This is a genomic window from Methanobrevibacter sp., from assembly GCF_017539065.1.
Classification (GTDB): domain Archaea; phylum Methanobacteriota; class Methanobacteria; order Methanobacteriales; family Methanobacteriaceae; genus Methanocatella.
Genome location: NZ_JAFYHP010000009.1, coordinates 121,643 through 144,455 on the forward strand (window position 1 = coordinate 121,643; position 22,813 = coordinate 144,455).

Annotated in this window: 26 protein-coding genes; 21 read left to right on the forward strand and 5 right to left on the reverse strand. The window is 33.7% G+C overall.

Annotation, left to right across the window (positions count from 1 at the left end; translation table 11 throughout):
• The first annotated feature begins 248 nt into the window (after positions 1-248).
• From IKS50_RS01790 to IKS50_RS01810, 5 genes are all read left to right on the forward strand, one after another.
• Complete coding sequence (locus tag IKS50_RS01790; protein WP_292844394.1) at positions 249-4,328, forward strand: hypothetical protein; 4,080 nt, start codon at positions 249-251, stop codon at positions 4,326-4,328.
• Between the two features lie 411 nt (positions 4,329-4,739).
• On the forward strand, positions 4,740-5,327 hold the full coding sequence (locus IKS50_RS01795; protein ID WP_292844457.1) for an acyltransferase: 588 nt from the start codon (positions 4,740-4,742) through the stop codon (positions 5,325-5,327).
• 11 nt (positions 5,328-5,338) lie between these two features.
• Positions 5,339-5,500, forward strand: coding sequence for a rubredoxin (locus tag IKS50_RS01800; protein WP_292844397.1), 162 nt, complete (start codon positions 5,339-5,341; stop codon positions 5,498-5,500).
• 61 nt (positions 5,501-5,561) lie between these two features.
• Entirely contained in the window at positions 5,562-5,681 is a 120-nt protein-coding gene (locus IKS50_RS01805; RefSeq protein WP_292750918.1) for a rubredoxin, read from the forward strand.
• A gap of 8 nt (positions 5,682-5,689) precedes the next feature.
• Entirely contained in the window at positions 5,690-5,800 is a 111-nt protein-coding gene (locus tag IKS50_RS01810; protein WP_287412285.1) for a rubredoxin-like domain-containing protein, read from the forward strand.
• Between the two features lie 12 nt (positions 5,801-5,812).
• Here the strand turns inward: IKS50_RS01810 and IKS50_RS01815 are convergent, their stop codons facing one another.
• Positions 5,813-6,412 (reverse strand): YigZ family protein, encoded by a 600-nt coding sequence (locus IKS50_RS01815; RefSeq protein ID WP_292844400.1) that lies wholly within the window; start codon positions 6,410-6,412, stop codon positions 5,813-5,815.
• 66 nt (positions 6,413-6,478) lie between these two features.
• Between IKS50_RS01815 and IKS50_RS01820 the strand changes: the two genes are divergently transcribed.
• Positions 6,479-6,907 carry a hypothetical protein gene (locus IKS50_RS01820; protein ID WP_292844403.1) on the forward strand — a complete coding sequence of 143 codons (429 nt, stop codon included), beginning with the start codon at positions 6,479-6,481 and terminating at the stop codon, positions 6,905-6,907.
• 14 nt (positions 6,908-6,921) lie between these two features.
• Here IKS50_RS01820 and arfB read toward each other — a convergent pair whose 3' ends face one another.
• From arfB to IKS50_RS01835, 3 genes are read right to left on the reverse strand one after another with little or no spacing between them, the layout of a single operon-like run.
• Complete coding sequence (gene arfB / locus IKS50_RS01825; RefSeq protein WP_292844406.1) at positions 6,922-7,614, reverse strand: 2-amino-5-formylamino-6-ribosylaminopyrimidin-4(3H)-one 5'-monophosphate deformylase; 693 nt, start codon at positions 7,612-7,614, stop codon at positions 6,922-6,924.
• 10 nt (positions 7,615-7,624) lie between these two features.
• Entirely contained in the window at positions 7,625-8,107 is a 483-nt protein-coding gene (locus IKS50_RS01830; RefSeq protein WP_292844409.1) for an RNA-binding protein, read from the reverse strand.
• Between the two features lie 43 nt (positions 8,108-8,150).
• Positions 8,151-8,651, reverse strand: coding sequence for a type II toxin-antitoxin system antitoxin SocA domain-containing protein (locus tag IKS50_RS01835; RefSeq protein ID WP_292844412.1), 501 nt, complete (start codon positions 8,649-8,651; stop codon positions 8,151-8,153).
• 285 nt (positions 8,652-8,936) lie between these two features.
• Between IKS50_RS01835 and IKS50_RS01840 the strand changes: the two genes are divergently transcribed.
• The 3 genes from IKS50_RS01840 to IKS50_RS01850 all read left to right on the forward strand — a co-directional run bounded on the left by IKS50_RS01840 (position 8,937) and on the right by IKS50_RS01850 (position 9,938).
• On the forward strand, positions 8,937-9,167 hold the full coding sequence (locus tag IKS50_RS01840; protein WP_116591755.1) for an LSm family protein: 231 nt from the start codon (positions 8,937-8,939) through the stop codon (positions 9,165-9,167).
• 50 nt (positions 9,168-9,217) lie between these two features.
• Entirely contained in the window at positions 9,218-9,406 is a 189-nt protein-coding gene (locus tag IKS50_RS01845; protein ID WP_292793349.1) for a 50S ribosomal protein L37e, read from the forward strand.
• Between the two features lie 121 nt (positions 9,407-9,527).
• Positions 9,528-9,938, forward strand: a complete 411-nt coding sequence (locus tag IKS50_RS01850; protein WP_292844415.1) for a hypothetical protein — start codon at positions 9,528-9,530, stop codon at positions 9,936-9,938.
• Between the two features lie 36 nt (positions 9,939-9,974).
• Here IKS50_RS01850 and IKS50_RS01855 read toward each other — a convergent pair whose 3' ends face one another.
• Positions 9,975-10,310, reverse strand: coding sequence for a hypothetical protein (locus tag IKS50_RS01855; RefSeq protein ID WP_292844418.1), 336 nt, complete (start codon positions 10,308-10,310; stop codon positions 9,975-9,977).
• Between the two features lie 148 nt (positions 10,311-10,458).
• Between IKS50_RS01855 and rnc the strand changes: the two genes are divergently transcribed.
• The 12 genes from rnc (at position 10,459) to xerA (ending at position 21,928) form a co-directional block, all read left to right on the forward strand.
• Entirely contained in the window at positions 10,459-11,130 is a 672-nt protein-coding gene (rnc, locus tag IKS50_RS01860) for a ribonuclease III (protein WP_292844421.1), read from the forward strand.
• On the forward strand, positions 11,131-12,597 hold the full coding sequence (locus IKS50_RS01865; RefSeq protein WP_292844424.1) for a homoserine O-acetyltransferase: 1,467 nt from the start codon (positions 11,131-11,133) through the stop codon (positions 12,595-12,597).
• A gap of 37 nt (positions 12,598-12,634) precedes the next feature.
• On the forward strand, positions 12,635-13,198 hold the full coding sequence (locus IKS50_RS01870; RefSeq protein WP_292844427.1) for a phosphatase PAP2 family protein: 564 nt from the start codon (positions 12,635-12,637) through the stop codon (positions 13,196-13,198).
• A gap of 437 nt (positions 13,199-13,635) precedes the next feature.
• Entirely contained in the window at positions 13,636-13,872 is a 237-nt protein-coding gene (locus IKS50_RS01875; protein WP_116591747.1) for a helix-turn-helix transcriptional regulator, read from the forward strand.
• Positions 13,873-13,880: 8 nt separating this feature from the next.
• The gene (locus IKS50_RS01880; RefSeq protein WP_292844430.1) at positions 13,881-14,612 is read left to right on the forward strand and encodes a DUF4013 domain-containing protein; all 732 of its coding nucleotides are present in this window, start codon (positions 13,881-13,883) and stop codon (positions 14,610-14,612) included.
• A gap of 9 nt (positions 14,613-14,621) precedes the next feature.
• The gene (locus tag IKS50_RS01885; protein WP_292844432.1) at positions 14,622-15,458 is read left to right on the forward strand and encodes a DUF4013 domain-containing protein; all 837 of its coding nucleotides are present in this window, start codon (positions 14,622-14,624) and stop codon (positions 15,456-15,458) included.
• A 61-nt stretch (positions 15,459-15,519) separates the two neighbouring features.
• The gene (locus IKS50_RS01890; protein ID WP_292844434.1) at positions 15,520-16,440 is read left to right on the forward strand and encodes an ABC transporter ATP-binding protein; all 921 of its coding nucleotides are present in this window, start codon (positions 15,520-15,522) and stop codon (positions 16,438-16,440) included.
• Between the two features lie 9 nt (positions 16,441-16,449).
• On the forward strand, positions 16,450-17,175 hold the full coding sequence (locus IKS50_RS01895; protein ID WP_292844437.1) for an ABC transporter permease: 726 nt from the start codon (positions 16,450-16,452) through the stop codon (positions 17,173-17,175).
• Positions 17,176-17,249: 74 nt separating this feature from the next.
• The gene (locus tag IKS50_RS01900) at positions 17,250-17,525 is read left to right on the forward strand and encodes a zinc ribbon domain-containing protein (protein ID WP_292844440.1); all 276 of its coding nucleotides are present in this window, start codon (positions 17,250-17,252) and stop codon (positions 17,523-17,525) included.
• A gap of 64 nt (positions 17,526-17,589) precedes the next feature.
• Positions 17,590-19,038 (forward strand): asparagine synthetase B, encoded by a 1,449-nt coding sequence (locus tag IKS50_RS01905; RefSeq protein WP_292844443.1) that lies wholly within the window; start codon positions 17,590-17,592, stop codon positions 19,036-19,038.
• Positions 19,039-19,519: 481 nt separating this feature from the next.
• The gene (locus IKS50_RS01910; protein WP_292844463.1) at positions 19,520-20,728 is read left to right on the forward strand and encodes an ATP-binding protein; all 1,209 of its coding nucleotides are present in this window, start codon (positions 19,520-19,522) and stop codon (positions 20,726-20,728) included.
• A gap of 213 nt (positions 20,729-20,941) precedes the next feature.
• Positions 20,942-21,928, forward strand: a complete 987-nt coding sequence (gene xerA / locus IKS50_RS01915) for a site-specific tyrosine recombinase/integron integrase (protein ID WP_292844445.1) — start codon at positions 20,942-20,944, stop codon at positions 21,926-21,928.
• Positions 21,929-22,813 lie beyond the last annotated feature (885 nt).

Genomic DNA, 22,813 nt, shown 5'->3' on the forward strand with positions numbered 1-22,813 from the left:
CTCCGAAACTTTTCATTTAACTAATTTCTTTTTTTTGTTAGGTTCTATCAGTAATTGTTCAGCTTTTTCTAGTCTATTTTGTTATTCCTTAATTGTTTTGATTTTTGAAGAGTTCATAATGGCGGAGGGGGAATTATTACATGTTCATTATATGAACATTAGGGAAATATGGGGGAATTTATGTTTTACGCAACTTCATCAAAACAATTTTTTCATATTTCTCCATTTAAATGATGGGAGGTGAATTTTTGAAGTTTGGAAAGGTTTATGCATTTCTATTGGTGGCGTTGATATTCTTCGTTATGGGCAGCGCCTGTGCTGCTAATGAAACGGATATTGGAGACAATGTTGATTCCAGTTTAGATAATGTTCTCGGCACTTGTGATGATAATGAAGTGTTAAGTGAAGATATCGAGTTTTCTGGAACGACTTTTTCAGAGTTAAAATCTGAAATTAATAGTGCTGATGATGGTGATGTTATAACCCTTCAAAATGATGTCATACAAAAGTCCAGTGCTCGCATTACAATATCTAAGGAAATCACAATTGATGGGAATGGCTACACATTAAATGCCAATGGAAGATCATCAATTTTTCTGGTTACTGGAAATAATGTTGTATTGAAAAATATTGTTTTCGAAAATGCTAAAAGAAACGGTGCATTAGGCGGAGCTATTGAATGGTACGGTGCCAATGGTACTTTAATCAATTGTACTTTTGTGAATAATGTGATAAGTAGCAAAGCAGCTACTACTAAATTTTCTGCTTATGGCGGAGCAGTCTTTTTCAATGGAGATGGGACTGTGATTAATTGTACTTTTGTTAATAATAAAGCTGAAAGTCAGGGTTATGATGCTTTTGGAGGTGCTATTGCATTTTATAAAGGATCTGCAATTAATTCTACTGTGGTCAATTGTATCTTTGTGAATAACACGGCATCAAGCGATAATCTTAGAAATGGTTTTGGCGGTGCTGTCTATTTCGGCAGTACTTTGTACGTTTCGTTTAATGTCATTGTCGCCAATTGTAGTTTTGTGAACAATCTCGCAAAAACTAGTGGAGGCGCTATTTTCATAGATGGTGAAAATAATAAGAATAATGATGAACTTTATGTTGTTGTCACTAATTGTACTTTTGCCGACAACAAAGCGACAGGCACTATCGGTTCTTGTGCGGGGGCGGTCTACATCAATAAGGCTGCTTGTACTGTGGATAATTCCAGTTTTGTTAATAACACAGCAGATGCCTATGGAGGTGCTGTTTACTTCGATAAAGCCATAGGTACTATGGTTAATTCCCGCTTTATTAATAACACGGCAAAAAGTTCCAGTGGAGGTGCTGTTTATGTGGGTAAGAATTCTAATGGAGCCGCAGTTGATTGCAGTTTTGAGAATAATACTGCTAAATCAGGCGGTGCTTTCGATGCCGATTACACCAGAGGTGTTGTGATTAATTGTACTTTTGTCAATAATAAAGCAACTGGTTCTAGCGGAGGTGCCGTCAATTTTGAGCATGGTGCTTCTGGTGAGGTATTTAATTCCAGTTTCATCAATAACAAAGCAACAACCTCCGGGATAGGTACAGGCGGTGCCATTTCAGGATCTGAAAATGTGGTTAATTGTATTTTTGAAAACAACATTGCTGATCGTGGTGGTGCCATTTATGGGTATGGTTATATGGATAACTGTACTTTTGTGAATAACACGGCAACTAGCACTAATGATGCTTGTGGCGGTGCAGTTTACCTGTCTGAGGCAAACAGTATCATAAATAACTGTAGTTTTGTGAACAATTCCCGTTCTGTTGTTTACATTGCTAAAAATGATTGTCGCGTAGTTGGTTGTAGATTTGCGAATAACACTTTTTGTGCCCTTAGATGTGATGGCGATGACGGTCATGTGGATGATTGTAGTTTTGTCAATAACGTTGCAGCAGATTCTCTTGGCGGTGCTGTTCACTGGAGAGGCGCTAGAGGTATCTTGAATAATTGTAGTTTTTTGAATAATACCGGCAGTTCAGGAGGTGCCATTTACTTTTATGGTGATGTAAATCCTCCGAAACCTATATATATTGGTGCTGTTGACAGCAGCGTAGTTAATTGTAGTTTTGTGAATAACACCGCAGATACTTCTGGAGGTGCCATTTCCATCAAAGCCAATAACTGTGTTGTTGTAAATTCTTCTTTTGTAAATAACACTGCAAATAAGAATCAAGGCGGTGCTATTTACTTTGTAGGAATACAAAATTATGGACTTACCGGCACTGTAGTCAATTGTAGTTTTGCAAACAATAATGCAAAACAATCTTTTGGCGGAGCTATATCTTGGCCGGGTGTTAGGGCTACTATGGTTAATTGTATTTTTGTGAATAACACGGCTAAATACGGTGGTGCTGTTTCATTTTTAGCTATTCCAGGCCTTTCAAGTTTTAGGTCTAATGTGGTTAATTGTAGCTTTACGAATAATGCTGCAACAGAATCAGGTGGTGCGGTTATCTTTTATTACAGTGCAAATAATGGAAGGGGTTTTGTGTCTGATTCCAGGTTTGCGAATAATACTGCTAAATCAGGAGGAGCTATTAGCTTCTACAGCACTGCTATCAATTTCGTAAATAAGGAGATTACCGGTACCGTAAGCAATTGTAGTTTTGACAATAACTCAGCAACTGAATCCGGTGGGGCAGTTATTTTTTATGGCGGCAAATATCCTATGAAAGGTTTTGTGCAAGATTCTACTTTTATGAATAATGTTGCTAACTTTGGAGGTGCCGTTAACTTTTGTACTTCCCCTATACAGTTTGGTTATTCCTTTGCATATACTCGTGGTTCTGTAACTAATTCCAGTTTTGTGAATAATACTGCAATAACTAGTGGAGGTGCTGTTCACTTCTATACCTCTGTGGGGGAAGTGGTTGATTCTACTTTTGTGGATAACAAAGCAAACCATGATGCTGGAGCTATCTATGTTGATGCTCCAGAATCTCTTAGAACCGTTAATCAGAATGTTAATCCAAATGTTCTTGGAGCTAGCGTTGATTTGAAAGCTGCAGATGTTGCTGTAATCGGCTCTAGTTTTACTGATAACAAAGCGAATAATAATGGCGGTGCTGTTTACTTTACTGATTTTTATGGAATTGTAATTAATTCTAGTTTCATAGATAATGCTGTAAAGAATTATGGTGGTGCCATTTACAGTAATAGTACAGTAAATATTTCCAGTTCCAATTTCACCGGTAATAGGGCATTCAGTGGGTCTGCCTGGTATGCCAATGATGATGCATCTATTGAAGATTCTCTTCTATTGGATAATAAAGCAGATTCCATGTCATTGATCCTCGGTGTTGTTGTTAATGATAGGGATGTTTCAATCAATTCCACTCTTGCTGGTCGGGATAATCTTTTAAATGCCATTTATAACAATGGTGGTGATTTTATTCTGAGGAATGTTACATATCTTGGTTTTAAAGGCATCATGAATACCGGCAATGATGTTGTTCATCCGGTCAGTAGCGCTGATTTAAGTGATGAAGGCATTTTATGCTATCAGGATGATCGTGAAGCTAAACAGAATATTGTAATTGAGATTTATGACAGCAACCATAATCTGATTTATAATTTTACTGATGCAAGTGATATTTATGGAACTGTTTATTGTGGTCTTAAATTGGCATTTGGCGAGTATACCGTTAAAAGTTATTTCAATGAAAATAATTATTACACCAAAATAGCAAATAACACTAAATTTTCTGTTATCCCCTCTGATGTTGATTTGGTTGTTAAAAAGACTTCTAACGTTAGTACCGTAAAAATTGGCGATTTAGTTGAGTGGACTATTACTGTTTTCAATGATGGGCCAGGAATTGCATTTGATGTGAATCTCACAGAATATTTGTCTGATGGTTTAGGTTTTGTTTCTGCCAATCCAAGTAAAGGAGATTACAGAGGCAATATTTGGACTATTGGTGATATGGATAACGGTGAAATTCAAACGCTGAAAATCATTACTAAGGTTTTGAAACATGGTCAAATATTTAATACTGTTAGTGTTGTCACATCCAGTAATAATACTAATTTAACAAATAATTCCACCTGTGAGATTACTGTAATCGACCCTGAGAAAAATGAGACAGAACCTGATAATAATGCATCTCAAAGGCAGAATAAAAAGGAAATGGATAATAAGGAATTAATAAATCAGACTGCAACAGATGTTGATGGAGCTTTAATTGATTCCAATCCTGTCGGTGTTAAATATGCAACAGGAAATCCAATTTTCACATTATTATTGGTGCTGTTTGCTTTAGTAGCATTTAGAAAAAGATCTTTGTAGGTGATGTGTTTTTAACATATCACTTACTTTTTTTTTAATTTATGATTTTTTATCAGATAAAAATTCCCCTATCTAAACCATCTAATATATATACTAATAAACTATATAAATTAATTCATTAACAAAGTAAAATTATTTGATTGAAGGTTTGATATTATGGTTAGGTTTTCACAAACTCTCGATGATAACGGGTCAAAAAATCGAGAACGACGCTATTCTCGATATGGAGAAAGTCAGTATTATGAAGAGCGCAGTGCTGATTCCAGAACTATCGATGATATTGTTTACAGTCAGCTTCCTAGGCCAAATCAGGTCAAGAGATCAGTTTATAGAGATGATGCTTATGTTAAACCAGAAGCATATGAACCAATCAATGTACTTCATGACACCCATCAAATTGAAAGAGAATCTATCCAACCTGACTATTCAAAACCAGAATTAAGTTTCCCTGCTGATCAAAACATCCAATTCGGTGTCGAATACTCTCCAAATTCCAGACCTCCTGTAATAGGTAAAAACTACACAATCAGGTCAAATTCAATCATTTACAATGATGTGGTTATCGGAGACAATTTCAGAACAGGACACAATGTTGTCATACGTGAAAACACTAATATTGGAGATGATGTTTTAATCGGAACCAATACAGTTATTGAAGGGGATGTAATCATCGGAAATGATGTCAGCATCCAATCCAATGTATATATTCCAACCAATTCTGTAATTGAAGATAATGTATTTATCGGACCTTGTGCTTGTTTTACAAATGATAAGTATCCTGTAAGAATCAATTATGAACTTCAAGGACCTAGAGTCAGACGTGGAGCTTCAATTGGAGGTAACACAACATTCCTGTCTAATGTTGAAATTGGAGAAGGGTCTATTGTTGCTGCTGGAGCTATTGTAATACACTCTGTTCCACCATTTTATTTAGCTATTGGAACACCTGCACGTATCAAACCGCTTCCGGATCACTTAAAAGTACCAAATAGATTTTAGGAGAATTGCTGATGGCCATATATAAATGTAAAATTTGCGGATATACATTTGATGAAGATGACATTGAGGAAGGTTTGAATATTCCTGCCGGAACAAAATTCGAAGACTTGCCGGCTTCATTCAAATGTCCAAAGTGCAGAATGCCGAAAGCCATGTTCGAAAAAATAGATTAGTTTTATATATCACAAACTTATTATATAATTATAAGTAACAAATTTAAGGAGATTGTTAATTATGGCAAAATTTAAATGCAAATTGTGCGGTTACACAACCGAAGAATTCGAAGAACTCCCAGAAGATTTCAAATGTCCTATGTGCGGAGCAACCGCTGACATGTTTGAAAAAGTAGAATAGGTGATTGCATGGCTTATGTTTGTAAAGTCTGTGGTTTTGTCTTAGAAGAAGATGAATTGCCAGAAGATTACGTATGCCCTGTTTGTGGTGTACCTGCAGCAAATTTCGAAGAACAATAGGTTCTTCATTTTTTAAATTTTTTCTAAAAATTGCTTATTTTTAAAATTAACACTAATCTTATTAGAGTGTTTTTCAAATATTTTTTCTATATCCCTATGGTCTTTTGATACTACATGATAGCATACCTTATCTGCGTAGTCCTTCTCAATTGTTTCAAGGGAGTTGTTTCTAACCTCAGTATCCACTAATTTAATATCTGAGTATTCAAAAAGGATTTCAAAAACGTCATACTCTTCAATCTCAACGATTTCAGCTTCACCAATAGCCTCCATCACTGATTTGGAATATGCTCTTACAAGTCCTCCGGCACCAAGCTTAATTCCACCGAAGTATCTAGTGACGATTGCGGTTACATTGTGGAGTTCATTTTTCCTTAAAACGTTAATCATAGGTTTTCCTGCGGTTCCACCCGGTTCCCCATCATCGTCAAATCCCTCTCCGTCTCCAACGATGTATGCTGTACAATTATGAGTTGCATCATTATATTTCTGATTTAGTTTTTGGATAATCTCCTTTGATTCCCTTTTGTTTTTAGTGGGATAAAGGCTGCATATGAATTGGGATTTTTTAATGTTAATTTCACTTTGTACTGGGCTTTTAATAGTTTTCATGGTATCAATATATTTATATATATAATCCGACATATTAAATTTAATTAATTTTGAAAGGTGTTAATTGTGACAAGTAGATCTGCTACAGTATTGGTTATTTTTATAATTGCGATTTTAGCATTTTGCCTTGCAAGTGTTTTCGCAGCTATGACAGGGCCGATTTCAATTTTGCCTCAAGAAAGTGATTCTGGAGGAATATTAGATAATCTTTCAGCGATTACTGATGATATAGATAGTAATGATAATTCTTATGGTTATCAGGACTATAACGATTATTCAAGTTATGATTCTTCAGATTATAGTAGTGATGATTCAAGCAATGTCGAAACAACTACTGACGATTCATCCAGTAGTTCGGACTCAGGCTCAGATTCCGGTTCATCAGACAGTTCCAGTAATATAGAAACCACAACTGATTCATCCAGTTCTAAAAATGTTAAAAGCGTTAAAGATTCCAGCAGCAATAATCCAAATATTGAGACTACCACTGGATAATCTTTATTCTTTTTTTAAAAATCCAATAGCTTTTCAACGTCGAATATTACGGAGTTAATAGCTAAGTTGAACAGCCTTTCTCCATATTCCTCATCCACATAGACGCCATTTTCTTCAATGTCCATTGCACCTTCTTCAATATTGGGATCATCTTCTCGTGCTTGTTTGAATCCATGCAGGCCAACTTCTTCATATTCGTCAACATTAGCCTGATTTACAACTTCTTCATCATCAATAATGCCTAAAACCTTAGCCATTGACAGTTCACCGCTTCCTCCATGAGGACCTTCAGAAGAGATTACCTTGTTGTTGAATGTTATTGACAAATCAGTTTTATCTTCAATATCCCATAATTCAGCCATCAAAGGAATATTTCCTCCATGTGCATTGACAATAACAACTTTTTCAATATTCAGGAATTTTTTAGCTTGATTAAGAGTATTAATAACATTCTCCTTCAATTCTTCAAGGGAAACGTGCACTCCATGGTCGATTGTGTCCAATTCATAAGCTGGAAATATGATTCCTAAAAATTTAGCTCCTGTTATAAGGGATGATTGGAAAGCGATATGTGCTCCGATTTTAGCATCGGTATCAATAGGCAGTGCCGGGCCATGGTTTTCCAAGTGGGATCCAAGTGCTATGATTCCAACTTTGTGAACTCCCGGATCTCTGATTTTCCCTGCTCTGTATCTTAACTCAGCCATATTATCACCATCATACCTCAAAGTTCCAAATGTCGTCACCGACATAATGTTTGGTTTCAACCGCTTTTCCGGAATCATTTGCAACCATTTCTTCACCGCTGATTAAACTAATGCCAATAGCCAATGGTTTTCCATGTGTTTCATCAATTATCAGGACAATGTCTCCAGGTTCAACGCCTTCGGAGGCATCGACAATTCCAGGGCTCATAATATCGGCGCCATTGCTTACAAATCTGATGGCTCCCATATCTACAGTAACGGTTTTGGATTCGATATCTGTCTTGAGTGCTGCTTTAAGTGTTGGGAATGGTTTATCATCAATTATTATAATGTAAGGTTCTCCATCTACTAAAATAAATGAATTAGGTTCGGCTTCAAGGATTTCCACATTCTTTTTTCCTTGAAGTAAATCTCCATATTCTCCTAATTCCGCTTTTATTTCTTTAATTTTCTTTTTTTTCAAGAAATTTCTTTTTTTAACTTTAATTACCATGATATCCCAATAGTATTTTGTTAAATAATATTTTGTATTTGGATTAAATAAAGCTATTTGTTAATATTGAATATTCATCATTTCTTGAAAAAACATATCTAAAATCAATTTCTTCATCAAGATTGGCGATTATAATCGGCGGATCTTTAATTGCATATCTTGTTATGCTGCTGGCATTATTATGGATTAATTTGTTTATAGAATAATTGATTATTTCAAGTTCTTTTGGGCTGAATTTGACATTGGGGATAATTAAGGGATAATATTTGTGTATTATCCTATTGTAATAGGGTTCTTTTCTAAAAAATAATTGATGGTTCTCTATTAGATCTTGGCTGACTTCTCTGAAATGTATGGGTTTTATTCCTTTTTTCGATTTAATGTAGGTTTCATTTGTGAGTAATTCCCCATAAATCTCATAATAATTAAAATCAATGAAATATAACATGCTGCACAGCACGGTTTTTCCAAAACTGGGTCTGCTGCTTGCTTGGAATAGTACATACATTAGGAGGTCAATATATTTCTCACGCTTAAATTTCATTAGTATCACGGTGATGGTTGGGTGAAAATACCTTTGTCGCAATTGTAATTTAATAAGTGAGGGAGAGCATCTGAAAAGTATTTTTTAGTTAATTTCACTTTTGATATTGGATTTTTCCTAATTTTCCTTTAAATTAAGGTAACCTTTATATAGTAGGTTACTTATAATTATAAGTATTAGTTTTAATTAGGTTTCGTCTTATCTTAACTTGATTATATTATGAGTATTAAATTACTCTATTCATATTAAAAAAACTAAAATTTTATAATAATATAAGGTGATATAATGAGCGGACAAAATGTTCAAAGACCACTTGACGCATTAGGAAAATCTGTAGATTCTCCTGTTTTAATAAAACTCAAAGGAGATCGTGAATTTAGAGGCATACTTAAGAGCTTTGACTTACACATGAATTTAGTTCTTAATGATGCAGAAGAGTTACAAGACGGGGAAGTCACTAGAAGACTCGGTGTTGTGCTCATTAGAGGAGACAATATTGTTTACATTTCACCATAATATTATTTTTCTAGATTATATTGTTTATGATGAATTAAGGAGGTGTATCAATGTCAAAGGGAACTCCATCAATGGGTAAAAAGAATAAAAAGACCCATATCAGATGCAGAAGATGTGGTAAAAACACTTACCATATACGCAAAAAAGTCTGTGCTTCTTGCGGATTCGGTAAATCCAGTAAACTAAGAAGATACAGCTGGCAAAATAAAAAACCAACTACTAGGCAAAGACTAGTATAAGTTGGCTAAATTGTGAAGATTATTCATTAATCTTCCTTCAAATACTTTTTTTACAGATTAATTTTATATACCATTATTTTTAGATAATTCTATTGATTAACTACTTTTCGGAGGTCAATCAATGACTGATTTAAATGATATTGCTCGTGAAAATGAGGTAGATTTAGAAAACTGTGTTGTTTTTGTAAGAGGCAACGACGATATATTGGCCGTTGACATTTCCAATGCTGGAATTAAACAGAGAAGTGATGGTACTATGGGATTTACTTTTTCAATTTCCCCAAAGGATGCATTGGCGCTTGAAGAGTATTTCTCCAAATTCACATCAGGAGAGAAATTCTATTTTGACATTTCACAAACCGGCTACAGGCCAGTTTATTATAGGGGATTGTCTCCAATGACTAAAGAGGTTAGTCAGGAATATCATCCAAAATTCAATATTACCTTGTTTGCTCAAAAGGCAATTGTGGAAGCGGAAGATTCATATTTTGAACCGACTTGTGCCTGTTGTGAGTTCTGCCACATAGGATAAGGCAAGGGATCAGCAGAGGAGAACCTTTTCGAAGAATTAGAGTTCTCCTTCCAAAGCATCCCACAATTCAACAGCCCATCCTTGCTTGCCGTCAATCACCATATCCAGCAATCTTACCTTACCGTCCCTAAATCTGAATAATCTGTAGTCCTGTTGTGTTTTTTTAGCAGTTCCTTCTTTATTGCAGTCAAGATAGATTCCTTCATCATATTCTTCATCAAAATCTCCGGCCTGCACAAAATCTCCTACTAGGGAGTAACCATTCTTTACGGTCTTATCTAGCTTTTCAACTGTTTTCAACCATCCGCCCTGTGCTCTGAATTTTATGTCAGGGTCGATTCTTGTTATTTCTTTTTGCCAATTTACGATCATGTTACCAAATCCTTTTTTAATTCTAATTTGGTAATGGGCATATAAATGAAAAGTGCGAGAGAGCATTTGAAAAGTAATATACATATTTATATATAATATCAAATGTCATATGTTATAATATATTAATAATTATGTTTGGGCTTTAAAAATGAATCTGTTTGAAAAATTTGATATTGAAACTGAAAATGAACATTTATATGAAATAGCATTTACACATGCTTCATATGCCACTCTTCATGATTTAGATTACAATTATGAAAGATTGGAGTTTCTAGGAGATTCCGTTCTAAGTTTAATCGTATCTGAATACCTATATAAAAAATACCCAGACTATGAAGAAGGGGAATTGACAAAAAAGAGATCCAACTTCGTATGTCAAAACGCATTAATCTATTATTCACAGAAACTAGGCCTAAAAGAATATCTGAAAATTTCAGTAGAAGAATCAAATCTAACAAAAAATGAAGTAATTTCCGTAACTGCGGATTTGTTTGAATCATTCCTTGGCGCAATACTCATAGACCAGGGAATTGAGTTTACAAAGGAATTCGTTAAACATTGGATTTTCAAATACATAGATCAGGATAGGGTATTTTTTGAAGATTACAAATCTAAAATGAAGGAATATGGTGATGCAAAAGAAGTATGCATTGAATATGAAATACTCAAAGAATATGGTGTTCCTCATGATAAAACATTCATCATCGCATGTTTAGTCAATGGCAAGGAAATGGGTGTTGGAAGAGGAAAAAATAAAAAAGAAGCTGAACAAGCGGCTGCGAAAGGTGCTATGCGCAGACTAAGAATCGGGAGGAAGTAAATGAACAAAGAATCTGTTGGAATTGTTGAGACAGAATATCTCCAAATATCAGAACCTATCAATTTAGATAGTGGTGAAGTACTTGAAGAAGTTAGCGTAGCTTATGAAACTTACGGTGAACTTAACAAAGAAAAATCTAATGCAATTTTAGTCTGTCATGCATTAACCGGCGATGCACATGCCGCAGGATGGCATGAAGGAGATAAAAAACCAGGTTGGTGGGAAATCGTAATCGGCCCAGGCAAAGCGCTCGATACAGAAAAATACTTTATCATCTGCTCAAACGTTTTGGGAGGATGTAAGGGAACAACTGGCCCTAGTTCTATCAATCCAAAAACCGGTGAAGAGTATGGTCTTGATTTTCCAGTAATTACCATTTCTGACATGGTCAAGGTTCAAAAGAAATTGGTGGATTCATTTGGAATCACTCAATTGGTTGCAGTCATCGGAGGTTCAATGGGAGGAATGCAAGTTCTCGAATGGATGGTGTCCTATCCTAAAATGATGAAAAAAGCGGTTCCGATAGCCACATCTGCAATGTCTTCTCCACAGCAGATTGCATTCAATGCTGTAGGTCGCCAGTCAATCTTTTCTGATCCTCACTGGAAAAGTGGAAACTACTATGAATCAGGTGTAATTCCACGTAATGGTTTGTCCCTTGCACGTATGATTGCTCACATTACCTATTTGAGTGATGAATCAATGGATATCAAATTCGGACGTGGTCTTCAGGATAAAGAGGAGATCAGTTATGATTTTTCTGTTGATTTCCAGGTTGAAAGCTACTTAAAACATCAAGGGGAATCATTTGTAAAACGTTTTGACGCTAACAGTTATTTATATATTACAAAAGCCGTTGATTTATTTGACTTATCTGTAAACGATTCATTAATCGACGGATTTAAAGATGTTCGGGCAAAAGTTGAAGTGATTTCTGTTGATTCCGATTGGTTATATCCAACCGAACAGAGTACAGATATCGTAACAGCCTTGAACGCCAATGAAGTTGAGGTATCCTTTTCAGAGATAAAATCAAACTATGGGCACGATGCATTTTTACTTGAAAAAGGACAACTTGATTTTATTCTTTCAAAATTCCTGTCCGACCGCATTGTTGAAGATATAATGATGGAAGAAATAGCTACAATCAAAGAAACAGACAATGTGCAGCATGCAGCCAAATTGATGTTGGATAAGCATGTAACTCATATTCCGGTTGTCAGTGATGATAATAGGTTAATTGGTATTGTTACAAGTTGGGATTTATCCAAATCCATTGCCAATAATTCAAATCATCTAAAGGATATTATGACTAAAAATGTCAAATATTGTACTGCTGATGAGACAATAGAAGATGTAGCTCGTAAAATGCGCAAATTTGATATATCCTGTCTTCCTGTTGTTGATGAGGACATGATTGTTCTAGGATTGATTACAACAGACCAAATTAGTAATTTATTAAGTTAAATTACTTCTTTTTTTTATTATTCATGTTGGGGATATCATGTCTATAAATGTTGATTTATTTTATTTTATTAATCATAATCTGCAAAATCCGATATGTGATATGATTCTGCCGCTTATAACTCATTTGGGCGGTTTTATATGGTTATTGATAATATTGGTTGTTCTTATAATATATGCAAAGCTGAAAAACAAGGAAACCCTTAAAAAGGTAGCCATCATTGCATTATGCGCTTTGTTGTTTGCTGATTTGATAACCTATGCTGTCAAGCTCATTGTCCAGGAGCCAAGACCATATTTGACTTTGGATAATGTACGTCTGCTGGTATATGAGGAGGATGTATTCGCCTTTCCGTCAGGCCATTCCACTTCAACAGTGGCAGTAATTACTATTTTTGTTTTAAAAATCAGGGAACTGGTTAAAAAACATTATAATGTTGCTAAAATCCTTTTGATACTATTTGCAATTGTTATCATGTTTTCAAGAATCTATTGTGGTGTCCATTATCCGTTTGATGTTTTAGCGGGGGCAATAATTGGAATTGTTGGTGCATTGGTGGTCAGCAGGTACGAAAACAAGATTTTAAGCAAAATTAATTTTTAGTGTTTTGTCCCAAGCAGATAAAAACGGAATAATAGAGGAAAAATGATGCATAAGTTTAATTTGAATTTCTGCTTGGAACCATTTTTTTGTAACAAAATCTGTTATAGATATGTTACATATGTTAAAGATGTATGACCTCATATATAAATGTTTTGTTTTTAATTTTTTTAAAAAAAATAGTTAATATTTTTTTAAATAATAATTTAACAATTAATAATTATTTATATTTTATAATTCTTAATGAATATTATTTTTAATGGTATATAAAAGATATTATAGTGTTTGTTATGATTTATATTGGATTATATTAATTTTTATAAAAACCATAAAGTTTATATACTATGTAATGTAACATTAACATAAGTAATTATATTTTAACATAATTACTTAGAGTACTTAAATACTTTTTGCAAAAATGAATTAATTTGTGGATTACTATGAGAACCATGATTAAATATTTAAGACAGGAGCTCAAGATGAGCCAGAAAGAACTTGGGGATAAAGTTGGAGTTACCCGGCAAACCATTAATGCATTGGAAAATGGCAGGTATAATCCATCTTTGTTTTTAGCTTATGAAATAACTCAGGTTTTTAATAAAATGATGTTTAAAGGAGATCGAGAAAAATACTTTGTCATGGAAGAAATATTCATTTTCGATGACGATTACTATTAGGTGATAAAATGATTTTAGATATATATAAGGATGCACTTGAATATTCAGCTCAAGACTGGATAAAATTAGTGATATTAGGAGTAATGTGTTTATTTAGTTTCTTATTAATACCTGCTTTTCTTATTACAGGTTATAATTACAGAGTTATTAATACTGCAGTACACGGAATCATAAACGGCAGGGATTCCTTGCCTGAATTCGATGATTTGGTAAGCATGTTTGTCGACGGTATAAAGGTTGTAATAGTTGAGATTGCATATTTAATCGTTCCGATGATTATATTCTTGGTATTTGCACTTATTTCAAGTCAACTAACCGGTGCCGCATCAAGCGGATTAATGATTATAGGTTGTTTAATCACATTCATTGTTGTTGTGGCCGCATGCTTAATGAGCCAAATGGCATTATGTCACATGGCATATAATGATGGAGCATTTTCAAAAGCCTTCGCTTTAAGTGAAATTAAAAAGGCAATTGATGAAATCGGATGGTTTGAATGCATTGCAACTTACTTAGGATTGATTATCATAACTTTAGTAATATCCATTGTTGTAACTGCAATCATTGGATTGATATTCACAGCATTTGGAATATCCGGTGCTGCTTTAGGTGCTGATCCAAGTGGCGTATTTGTGTTAGGGGCATTCATAAACTCAGCAGTTGCAATGTTTATTGTCGGACCATACTTAAGCATATTCAATGCAAGGTCTATCGGATTATTATATTCAATGCAGGCATAAGGTGATTTGATGGCGAGCATTACTGATTGTGTTGTTGAAGGATTGAAATATCCATTTAATGATATAAAGAAACTTTTAGGCTGTGGTGTGTTATTTGCACTAATGAGCGTATTGTCCTTAGGTTTTAGCCTTAAATCTTTTGGCATATTTAAGGCAAGCGTAGATGTAATGGAAAAGACCAATAGTCATTTTTCAGCCCTGCAATTTTCACAATTGCCGACTGGAGACATTTACATCACAATAGCAATAGCAATTATTAGCTTCATTGTTGCGTTGTTCATTATGGGATACCAGTATGATATTGTTAAATTCTCAATTGATAAAAAACAAGAGCTTCCTGGATTTGATGATATCTTAGGCATGTTTATAAAGGGAGTTAAATATTTCATAGTAACTTTGGCTTATAATATCATTCCAATTCTTGTATTGGCTGCAGGAATAGCATTGCTACAGGACTCCTCAGCAATATTAGTAATTGTCTTTATTGCCATGATATTGTTCATAATTGCGTTTTTCCTCCTGATTATGGCATTAAACAATATGATTGCGCATGATGACATCAGAAAGGCATTTGACTTCAGGGAGATAATCGGCAATATTGCAAATCTTGGACGGGGCAAGTATATTGGAATAGTCATCTTTACCCTTATCGTATACATGATTATAATGGCTGCTACAAGCTTCATATTGAGTTTATTGTCAATGGCATTTGTCGCAGCGATTAGCAATCAGGCCGTATGGGTGTCTGCATTCATAGCAATAATTGAAGGTTTATTTATAGATTCTTACGGTGCATTATTCTATAATAGGGTTTGCGGATCAATATATAGAGAATCAATAAAATAATTAGAATGTTTTCAACATTCTATTTTTTCTTTTTTTAAATAATTTGATGGGAGATTTTAATATGGTAGACTATGTTATCGAAACAAACAATTTGTCAAAAATATATTCCAAAACCAAGGTTGTGAATTCCGTTAATATGCATGTTGAAAAAGGCAAGATTTACGGCCTTCTTGGAAAAAATGGAGCGGGAAAGACCACAACAATGTGCATGCTTCTTAATTTGACATATCCAAGCGGTGGTGAAATATCTCTTTTTGGAAAAGACCCTAAAAAGTATCCAAAACAGATTTATCCAAAAATCGGCTCAATTATTGAGACTCCGGGATTTTATGAAAATCTAACAGCTTATGAAAATTTAAAAATCATTTCTAGATTAAGGGGGAATTATAATCCTCAAAATATCAGACTGGTTCTTGAAATGGTTAATTTAAGCGATGCAAAATCAAAAAAATATAAGGATTTTTCATTAGGTATGAAGCAGCGTTTGGGAATCGCAGCAGCTATTATGCATAATCCCGAATTATTAATTCTGGATGAACCTATCAATGGGCTTGATCCTTTCGGAATTAAAGAAATTAGGGCATTGCTTAAAAGGTTGGCCCATGAATTCGGAATAACAATTCTAATTTCCAGCCACATTTTGAGTGAAATTGAAAACATTGCCGATGTCATCGGATTCATGGATGAGGGAGTTTTAATCGAAGAGATTTCAAAAGAGGAGTTGTATGGCAGATTGAACAAGTTTGTCGAATTTGAAGTATCCAACATAGATTTGGCGGTTGAAATTCTTAAAAAATTGGAACTTAAAGAAAATGTGGACTTTACATTTAATGATGATAGAGTTATAAATTTATATTCTCATTTAGAATTGAGAGACAAACTCAATGCGCTGTTTGTTAAAGCGGGAATTGATGTAAAAAAAGTAAATTTATGTGAAGAAAACTTGGAAGACTTTTTTACAAGAGTCGTATCTAATAATTAAGGTGATTTGATGTTAACTTTTATCGAAATGGAATTTTTAAAACTTAAAAGATCAAACATATTCTTATTAAGTTTAATTGGAGCTATTTTGCCCCCATTATTGATGTTTATTGCAGTTTCTGCCTTTGGTGAGGGAAGCACTTTTGCCGTATTGTTCAGTAATGTGAATATGTACATGTCAGCAATATTTGCGGTTCTTCTTTTTGCAATAATGATATCTTACTTATTCGGCAGGGAATATAATGAACATACTCTAAAAACAATGTTAACTATTCCAGTATCAAGAGGAAAATTCTTAATAAGTAAATATATAATGTTTTTAGTATGGATAGTGATTTTAACTGTAGTCACAACTCTTTCAACAGCCATATTTGGTTTTGCTGCAGGTCTTGAAGGATTTAGTTTAAAATTATTCATTGATAGTTTTACCCAACTTTTGTTTGCGAATGGATTATTGTTTTTAACATTCTCTCCATTCGTATTTGTTTCATTATTTGTTACAAATATGGTTCTGGCAATGGTTGGCGGTGCAGGTTTAACATTATTGAATTTGTTGATTTACGGTCAAAACTGGGCTCCATATGTGCCGTGGGTATGCCCATATCTAATCGCATCCGGTGAAATAGCAGACTACAGTGCAAGCATAACTGTATCTTATGGTATTATTTTACTCACTTTTGTGATTGGATTAATCATTTCATATCTTTACTTCACAAAAACTGATGTCAACCTTTAGGTTTTAGTCATCAAATGCTCTCTCTAACATTTTAAATAGTTAAAAATCAAGAATACTAAATAGGATGTGATAAAATGCATGATATTGAAAATCAAAAGTTCTGCCAGTCTTGTGCAATGCCGATGACAGATGATGAACTCTTCGCAACCAATGCAGACGGATCTAAAAATGAGGATTACTGCATATACTGCTTTAAAGATGGAGAATTCACATCAGACAGGTCAATGGATGAAATGATGAATTTCTGCATTGATAAGATGTGTGAATGCCATCCGGAAATTGACAAGGCTGAAGCCGGTGCAAGGATGAATGAAGTTTTTCCTAAATTAAAAAGATGGGCGAATGATTAATTGGCTCACTTTTTTCTTTTTCTTTTTTTAAGTTTTAAGTATTATTAATTTGTAATATTATATCATGTGTTCAATAGTTGGCCTTCAAGGTAATGTTAAAGCAGATGATATTGTTAAAATGTTAAAGGTCTCTAAAAATAGGGGTCCGGATTCATCAGGCATCTTTTTAGATGAAGTTTACACTGACATTGACTTAGATGAATTTGAAGATGATAATTCTTATCCTATTGCTTTTGGCCATAATTTACTTTCCATTTATGATTTGAATGATAGGATTTCCAAGCCACAGCCGGTATCAAATGGGAATCTTACTTTGGTTTTCAATGGGGAAATCTATAATTTTAAAACAATCACCAATCTGCTTTCAAGAGTTGGGGTCGAAAAGGAAATATTGTCTGATGCGGAAGCCCTACTTTACTTAATCGAATGTTATAACAAAGGAGACATTGTAAAAGCTATTCAGATGGCAACTAAACTGATTGATGGAGATTATGCATTTGCTGTTTGGGACGGTGAAAACCTTGCCATTGCCCGCGATCCACTTGGAGTCAAACCGCTATTCTATGCACAAAATGATGATTTGAAGGGATTTGCATCCACCAAACATTCATTAATGGAAGTCGGTTTTGACGAAATTGAAACTTTAAAGCCGGAACACATCCTATTTAACTGGAATGATATAGCCCCAGCACAACCAATTTATGAAAAAATATTTGAAGGCGATGTAGCTAAAATAGACAAGCTGTTAAAGTTAAGTGTTGTTAAAAGAATCGATGGATTAACAGAGGTCGGTGTAATATTTTCAGGGGGTCTTGACAGTTCATATCTGGCACTCCTTCTAAAAGAGATTTCAGAAAATATTCCATTAAAAATAACCCTTTATGCAGTCGGAGCTGAAGGTTCACAGGATATAGATTCAGCGATATATGCATCAAAATTCCTTAATCTGGATTTAAAAATCTGTGAAGTCACAGAAGAACTGGTACGTGAAAGCCTGCCTCATGTTGTAAATGCAATAGGTGATGACAACCTCATGAAAGTGGGTGTCGGAATGACCACTTACCTTGCAACAAAAATGGTGGCGGAAGATGGAATAAAGGTTGCAATCTCAGGTCAAGGTGCAGATGAGCTATTTGGAGGATATAAACGCTATCTGAAAAGTTTTGTAGATGATACATTAAATTATGACATCCGCGAGGATATTTCAAACATGTATCATGTCAACCTGGAACGCGATGACGCATGTTCAATGCTTAATTCTGTTGAATTAAGATTGCCTTTTTTAGATAAAAATCTGGTTTTATTGGCATTAAATATTCCAGACAATAAAAAGATTGTGTCCATGCATGACGATATGCGCAAGAGTATTTTAAGAAAGATAGCTTTTGAAGAGGGTCTTGATTACGAAATAGCTTACAGGCCTAAAAAAGCGGCTCAATATGGAACTGGCATCGATAAGATTTTGAGAAAGAAAATCCTTAAGGATACTGATATTTCAGAATTTTTAGATTAAAAAGGATAATTTCCGGATAAGTGTATATATCTGCCAAATCAATTTCATATTCTATGTTTCCAATGAATTTTGGATTATAGTTTACTTTTTGGCTTTTTTCAAAGGTTTTTCATATAATTTTATTTTAACATTGATTGATTAACTTTTGTATTTTATTGAATTTTGTTAACATTGAGTATAAGTCTTGTTTTATGTAAATATGTCGATGTATGTCTTATTTTCATGTTTGAAGTAATAGTTGTATGGCTTTGTAAAATTGTCTTCATTTATAAGCAAAATTACTTAAATGATGGAGTATAATCTATTATTTGGTTATAAGTTTGTATATTGTCGAGCGTATTCGACAATTACATTAACTTCAAATATATTGTCGATTGTACTCTACAATTGTATAAAAATTATTATTTTTGTAGAATGTAGTCGACAAAATTTATATATTTTAAAATACAAAAATTCAATTAAGATATTGTGCGGTGAAAAAATGATTAAAAGGGAATTATACTTAAACCAAATCGAAAGAATGATAGATAAGGAACCTGTCAAAATCATAACCGGCGTTAGAAGAAGCGGCAAGACATACTTACTTAAAAGCATTCAGGAAGAGCTTGAAAACCGTGGAATAAAAAAGGAAAACATATTCCTGATATCATTCGAATCAATGAAATACAACAAGATAGAAAACTTCAAACAGCTCGACGAATGCATAATGAACCTGACCGAAAACACAAAAGGCAAAGTCTACCTATTATTTGATGAAATACAAAATGTGGAAAACTGGGAAAAAAGCATAAACGCATGCAGAGTGGACCTTGACTGCGATATCTACATTACAGGATCCAACTCAGAACTATTATCCGGCGAAATGGCAACACTCATATCAGGCAGATACTACCAGATAAACATCTACCCCTTCTCATTCGCCGAATTCATACAATACAAAAAGGAAATAGAAAAAACAGACACCAGTGACTTGGAGGAACTGTTTAAAGAGTATGTGGAATATGGCGGAATGCCACCAATACAGCAGGTTGCAGCACAAGACAAATATTCCTACTTAAGCGACATATACAATACAATACTTCTAAAAGACATCGTAACAAGACACAACATAAGAAACACTGACATGCTAAACCGCATACTCGACTATGTAATAATGAACCTGGCAAAAAACTTCTCAGCCGGAAACATCGCCAGATACATTAAACACGAAAGAAGAAAAATATCAAAGGACACAATACTCGACTATCTTCTATACTCCAAAAACGCATGCTTCATACACCAGGCACCAAGAGAAGACATAAAAGGAAAAAAAGTACTCAAGCACAATGAAAAATACTTCCTGGTTGATCATGGATTTTACCAGGCAAAATACGGAGAAATAGAAAACATGGGCTCAATCCTTGAAAACATAGTCTACATAGAGCTGCTCAGAAGAGGATATGACGTAAAAATAGGAATGATAAACGATAAGGAAATAGATTTCGTCTGCACCAGGGACAAAGAAAAAATCTACATTCAGGTAACCTATCAATTGGAAAGTGATAAAACAATAGAGAGGGAATTTTCAGGACTTGCAAAAATCAACGACAACTTCGACAAATATGTCTTGAGCATGGACAAAATGGATTTTTCAGGAAGCGGACTGAAACACAGAAACATCATAGACTTTCTAACATCAGATTATATATAATTGTGTTTAAAAGAGTTTTTTAACTAATGACTCTTTAAACACCATTGTATTGGGCGATACGCTATGTTTCCACTAACATAAGGTTGATAATTAAATAGTTATTTTTTTCATATTCCATTTTTCAAAGTCAGATAGTTAGGTTCATAAAATATCAGTTTTTATATAATCACTTTCAAAATTTAGAAAATCCATATTTTTCATATGGTGATTTTCATGAAAAACGAATTAATCAATCTAATAAAAACTAAAATGGGACCTCATTTAACTGAAATTCAAATATATGAACTTAACAGAAATCTTAAGATAATCTTGAATGATTTTGAAGTGGTTAAAATTAATAAATTTGACGAATCAAAAGAAAATCATGAGTTATTGATGTCTTTTCTTTCAGCCAAAGAAATTGAGGGATGTTCTAAAAAAACCATTACTTATTATAGAAATACAATTTTAAAAATGCTTGATAAAATCAATTTAAAAATTGAGGACATCACCACTGATGATTTAAGAAAATATTTGGCTGACTATAAAAATCAAAGCAATGCATCCAAATCAACAATCGATAACATCAGGCGAGTTCTATCAAGTTTTTTCAGCTGGCTTGAGGATGAGGATTACATCCCTAAAAATCCCGTTAGAAGGATTCACAGAATCAAGACCAAAAACGTCGTTAAGGAGGTCATAAGTGATGAGAATTTTGAAGTCTTAAGAGACCACTGCAATAACATAAGGGACTTGGCAATAATTGAGCTTTTAGCATCAACCGGTATACGTGTAGGTGAACTGGTGAACCTTAATATTGATGACGTTCTGTTTAATGAAAGGGAGTGCATCGTATTGGGCAAAGGTGAGTCTGAACGTATAGTTTATTTTGACGCAAAAACAAAAATTCACCTGCAAAAATATCTGGAGTCTAGAGATGACAACAATCCTGCCCTTTTTGTATCAATCAAAAAACCTCACATCAGGCTTGGAATCACTGGAGTTGAAAAAAGAATGCGCAAACTCGGTCGTGAATCTGATATTAAAAGAATACATCCCCATAAGTTTAGAAGAACAATGGCAACCAAGGCAATAGATAAGGGAATGCCGATTGAACAGGTTCAAAAATTATTGGGACATGTGCAGATTGATACTACCATGCAATATGCTATGGTAAATCAGAGCAATGTAAAAATATCTCATAGGAAATATATCGGATGATATTTCTTAAAATAGTTAAGATTATAACTATTAGGTTTATGGACTTGTTACTATGGATTGTGTGACTTGACACAATTCATTATTTTAATATTATTTAATTAATAACTTAATTTTTTTTTTATCTGTTCTTTTCACAGTAAAGTTTATATAAGATGTTTTTTTCACGACAATTTTACAAAGTGGCTTCAACAAGCTTTAAATTCTGTATTGAACAATTTAATTATAGTTAAAAAGCCTTCAAAAATATGTAGGGGGTAGATAAATATGTTGTTTAATAGATATTTATTTGCTAATTGTAGCAGTTTTTCCATACGCTGTTATGGTGTTCCCTCATTTCATCTCTTGGGGGTGAAAATGGTGGAGATAATTATCTTCATGATTTTGACATATAGTTTTAATATTATTTCAATTATTAAAGCTATTAATGTTATTGTTGGTTGAAGATAATTTCTCATGTTTCACCTCTTTAGGCAATTAAATATTTATCAAAATTATCGATGATAGTCATTTGAAAACGTTAATGTTTTCGTGGAGGCTTTTTCCCTTAGATGTCCACTATTTAATTGCCATTTTTAAAAAATAATTAAGTTTATATATGACATTCCATAAATTATTACATAGAAATTTACTTTTTAAGTAAACTTCTGAGAGATGAAATTTATTTAATGTCTGTATGGAATATTGTAGAGATTAACTCTGCAATAAGGCATTAAATTAAAACTTTTTTTAATAATTTAGCAAAGTACCTTTAACCATTTCTTATTTGATATGAATATTAAATTTAAAGTTTATTCTATTTTTATATGGCAAATCATTAGGTTTATAATATCAGTTTTTAATCTATTTTCAAAATAAATAGTTAGGCCTATAAATATCAGTTTATAG

Coding starts and splice junctions, on each gene's coding strand:
- IKS50_RS01800 (WP_292844397.1), top strand. CDS start 5,339: ATGGCCATATATAAATGTAAAATTTGCGGATATACATTTGATGAAGAT.
- IKS50_RS01805 (WP_292750918.1), top strand. CDS start 5,562: ATGGCAAAATTTAAATGCAAATTGTGCGGTTACACAACCGAAGAATTC.
- IKS50_RS01810 (WP_287412285.1), top strand. CDS start 5,690: ATGGCTTATGTTTGTAAAGTCTGTGGTTTTGTCTTAGAAGAAGATGAA.
- IKS50_RS01815 (WP_292844400.1), bottom strand. CDS start 6,412: ATGAAAACTATTAAAAGCCCAGTACAAAGTGAAATTAACATTAAAAAA.
- arfB (WP_292844406.1), bottom strand. CDS start 7,614: ATGGCTGAGTTAAGATACAGAGCAGGGAAAATCAGAGATCCGGGAGTT.
- IKS50_RS01830 (WP_292844409.1), bottom strand. CDS start 8,107: ATGGTAATTAAAGTTAAAAAAAGAAATTTCTTGAAAAAAAAGAAAATT.
- IKS50_RS01835 (WP_292844412.1), bottom strand. CDS start 8,651: ATGAAATTTAAGCGTGAGAAATATATTGACCTCCTAATGTATGTACTA.
- IKS50_RS01840 (WP_116591755.1), top strand. CDS start 8,937: ATGAGCGGACAAAATGTTCAAAGACCACTTGACGCATTAGGAAAATCT.
- IKS50_RS01845 (WP_292793349.1), top strand. CDS start 9,218: ATGTCAAAGGGAACTCCATCAATGGGTAAAAAGAATAAAAAGACCCAT.
- IKS50_RS01850 (WP_292844415.1), top strand. CDS start 9,528: ATGACTGATTTAAATGATATTGCTCGTGAAAATGAGGTAGATTTAGAA.
- IKS50_RS01855 (WP_292844418.1), bottom strand. CDS start 10,310: ATGATCGTAAATTGGCAAAAAGAAATAACAAGAATCGACCCTGACATA.
- rnc (WP_292844421.1), top strand. CDS start 10,459: ATGAATCTGTTTGAAAAATTTGATATTGAAACTGAAAATGAACATTTA.
- IKS50_RS01865 (WP_292844424.1), top strand. CDS start 11,131: ATGAACAAAGAATCTGTTGGAATTGTTGAGACAGAATATCTCCAAATA.
- IKS50_RS01870 (WP_292844427.1), top strand. CDS start 12,635: ATGTCTATAAATGTTGATTTATTTTATTTTATTAATCATAATCTGCAA.
- IKS50_RS01875 (WP_116591747.1), top strand. CDS start 13,636: ATGAGAACCATGATTAAATATTTAAGACAGGAGCTCAAGATGAGCCAG.
- IKS50_RS01880 (WP_292844430.1), top strand. CDS start 13,881: ATGATTTTAGATATATATAAGGATGCACTTGAATATTCAGCTCAAGAC.
- IKS50_RS01885 (WP_292844432.1), top strand. CDS start 14,622: ATGGCGAGCATTACTGATTGTGTTGTTGAAGGATTGAAATATCCATTT.
- IKS50_RS01890 (WP_292844434.1), top strand. CDS start 15,520: ATGGTAGACTATGTTATCGAAACAAACAATTTGTCAAAAATATATTCC.
- IKS50_RS01895 (WP_292844437.1), top strand. CDS start 16,450: ATGTTAACTTTTATCGAAATGGAATTTTTAAAACTTAAAAGATCAAAC.
- IKS50_RS01900 (WP_292844440.1), top strand. CDS start 17,250: ATGCATGATATTGAAAATCAAAAGTTCTGCCAGTCTTGTGCAATGCCG.
- IKS50_RS01905 (WP_292844443.1), top strand. CDS start 17,590: ATGTGTTCAATAGTTGGCCTTCAAGGTAATGTTAAAGCAGATGATATT.
- IKS50_RS01910 (WP_292844463.1), top strand. CDS start 19,520: ATGATTAAAAGGGAATTATACTTAAACCAAATCGAAAGAATGATAGAT.
- xerA (WP_292844445.1), top strand. CDS start 20,942: ATGAAAAACGAATTAATCAATCTAATAAAAACTAAAATGGGACCTCAT.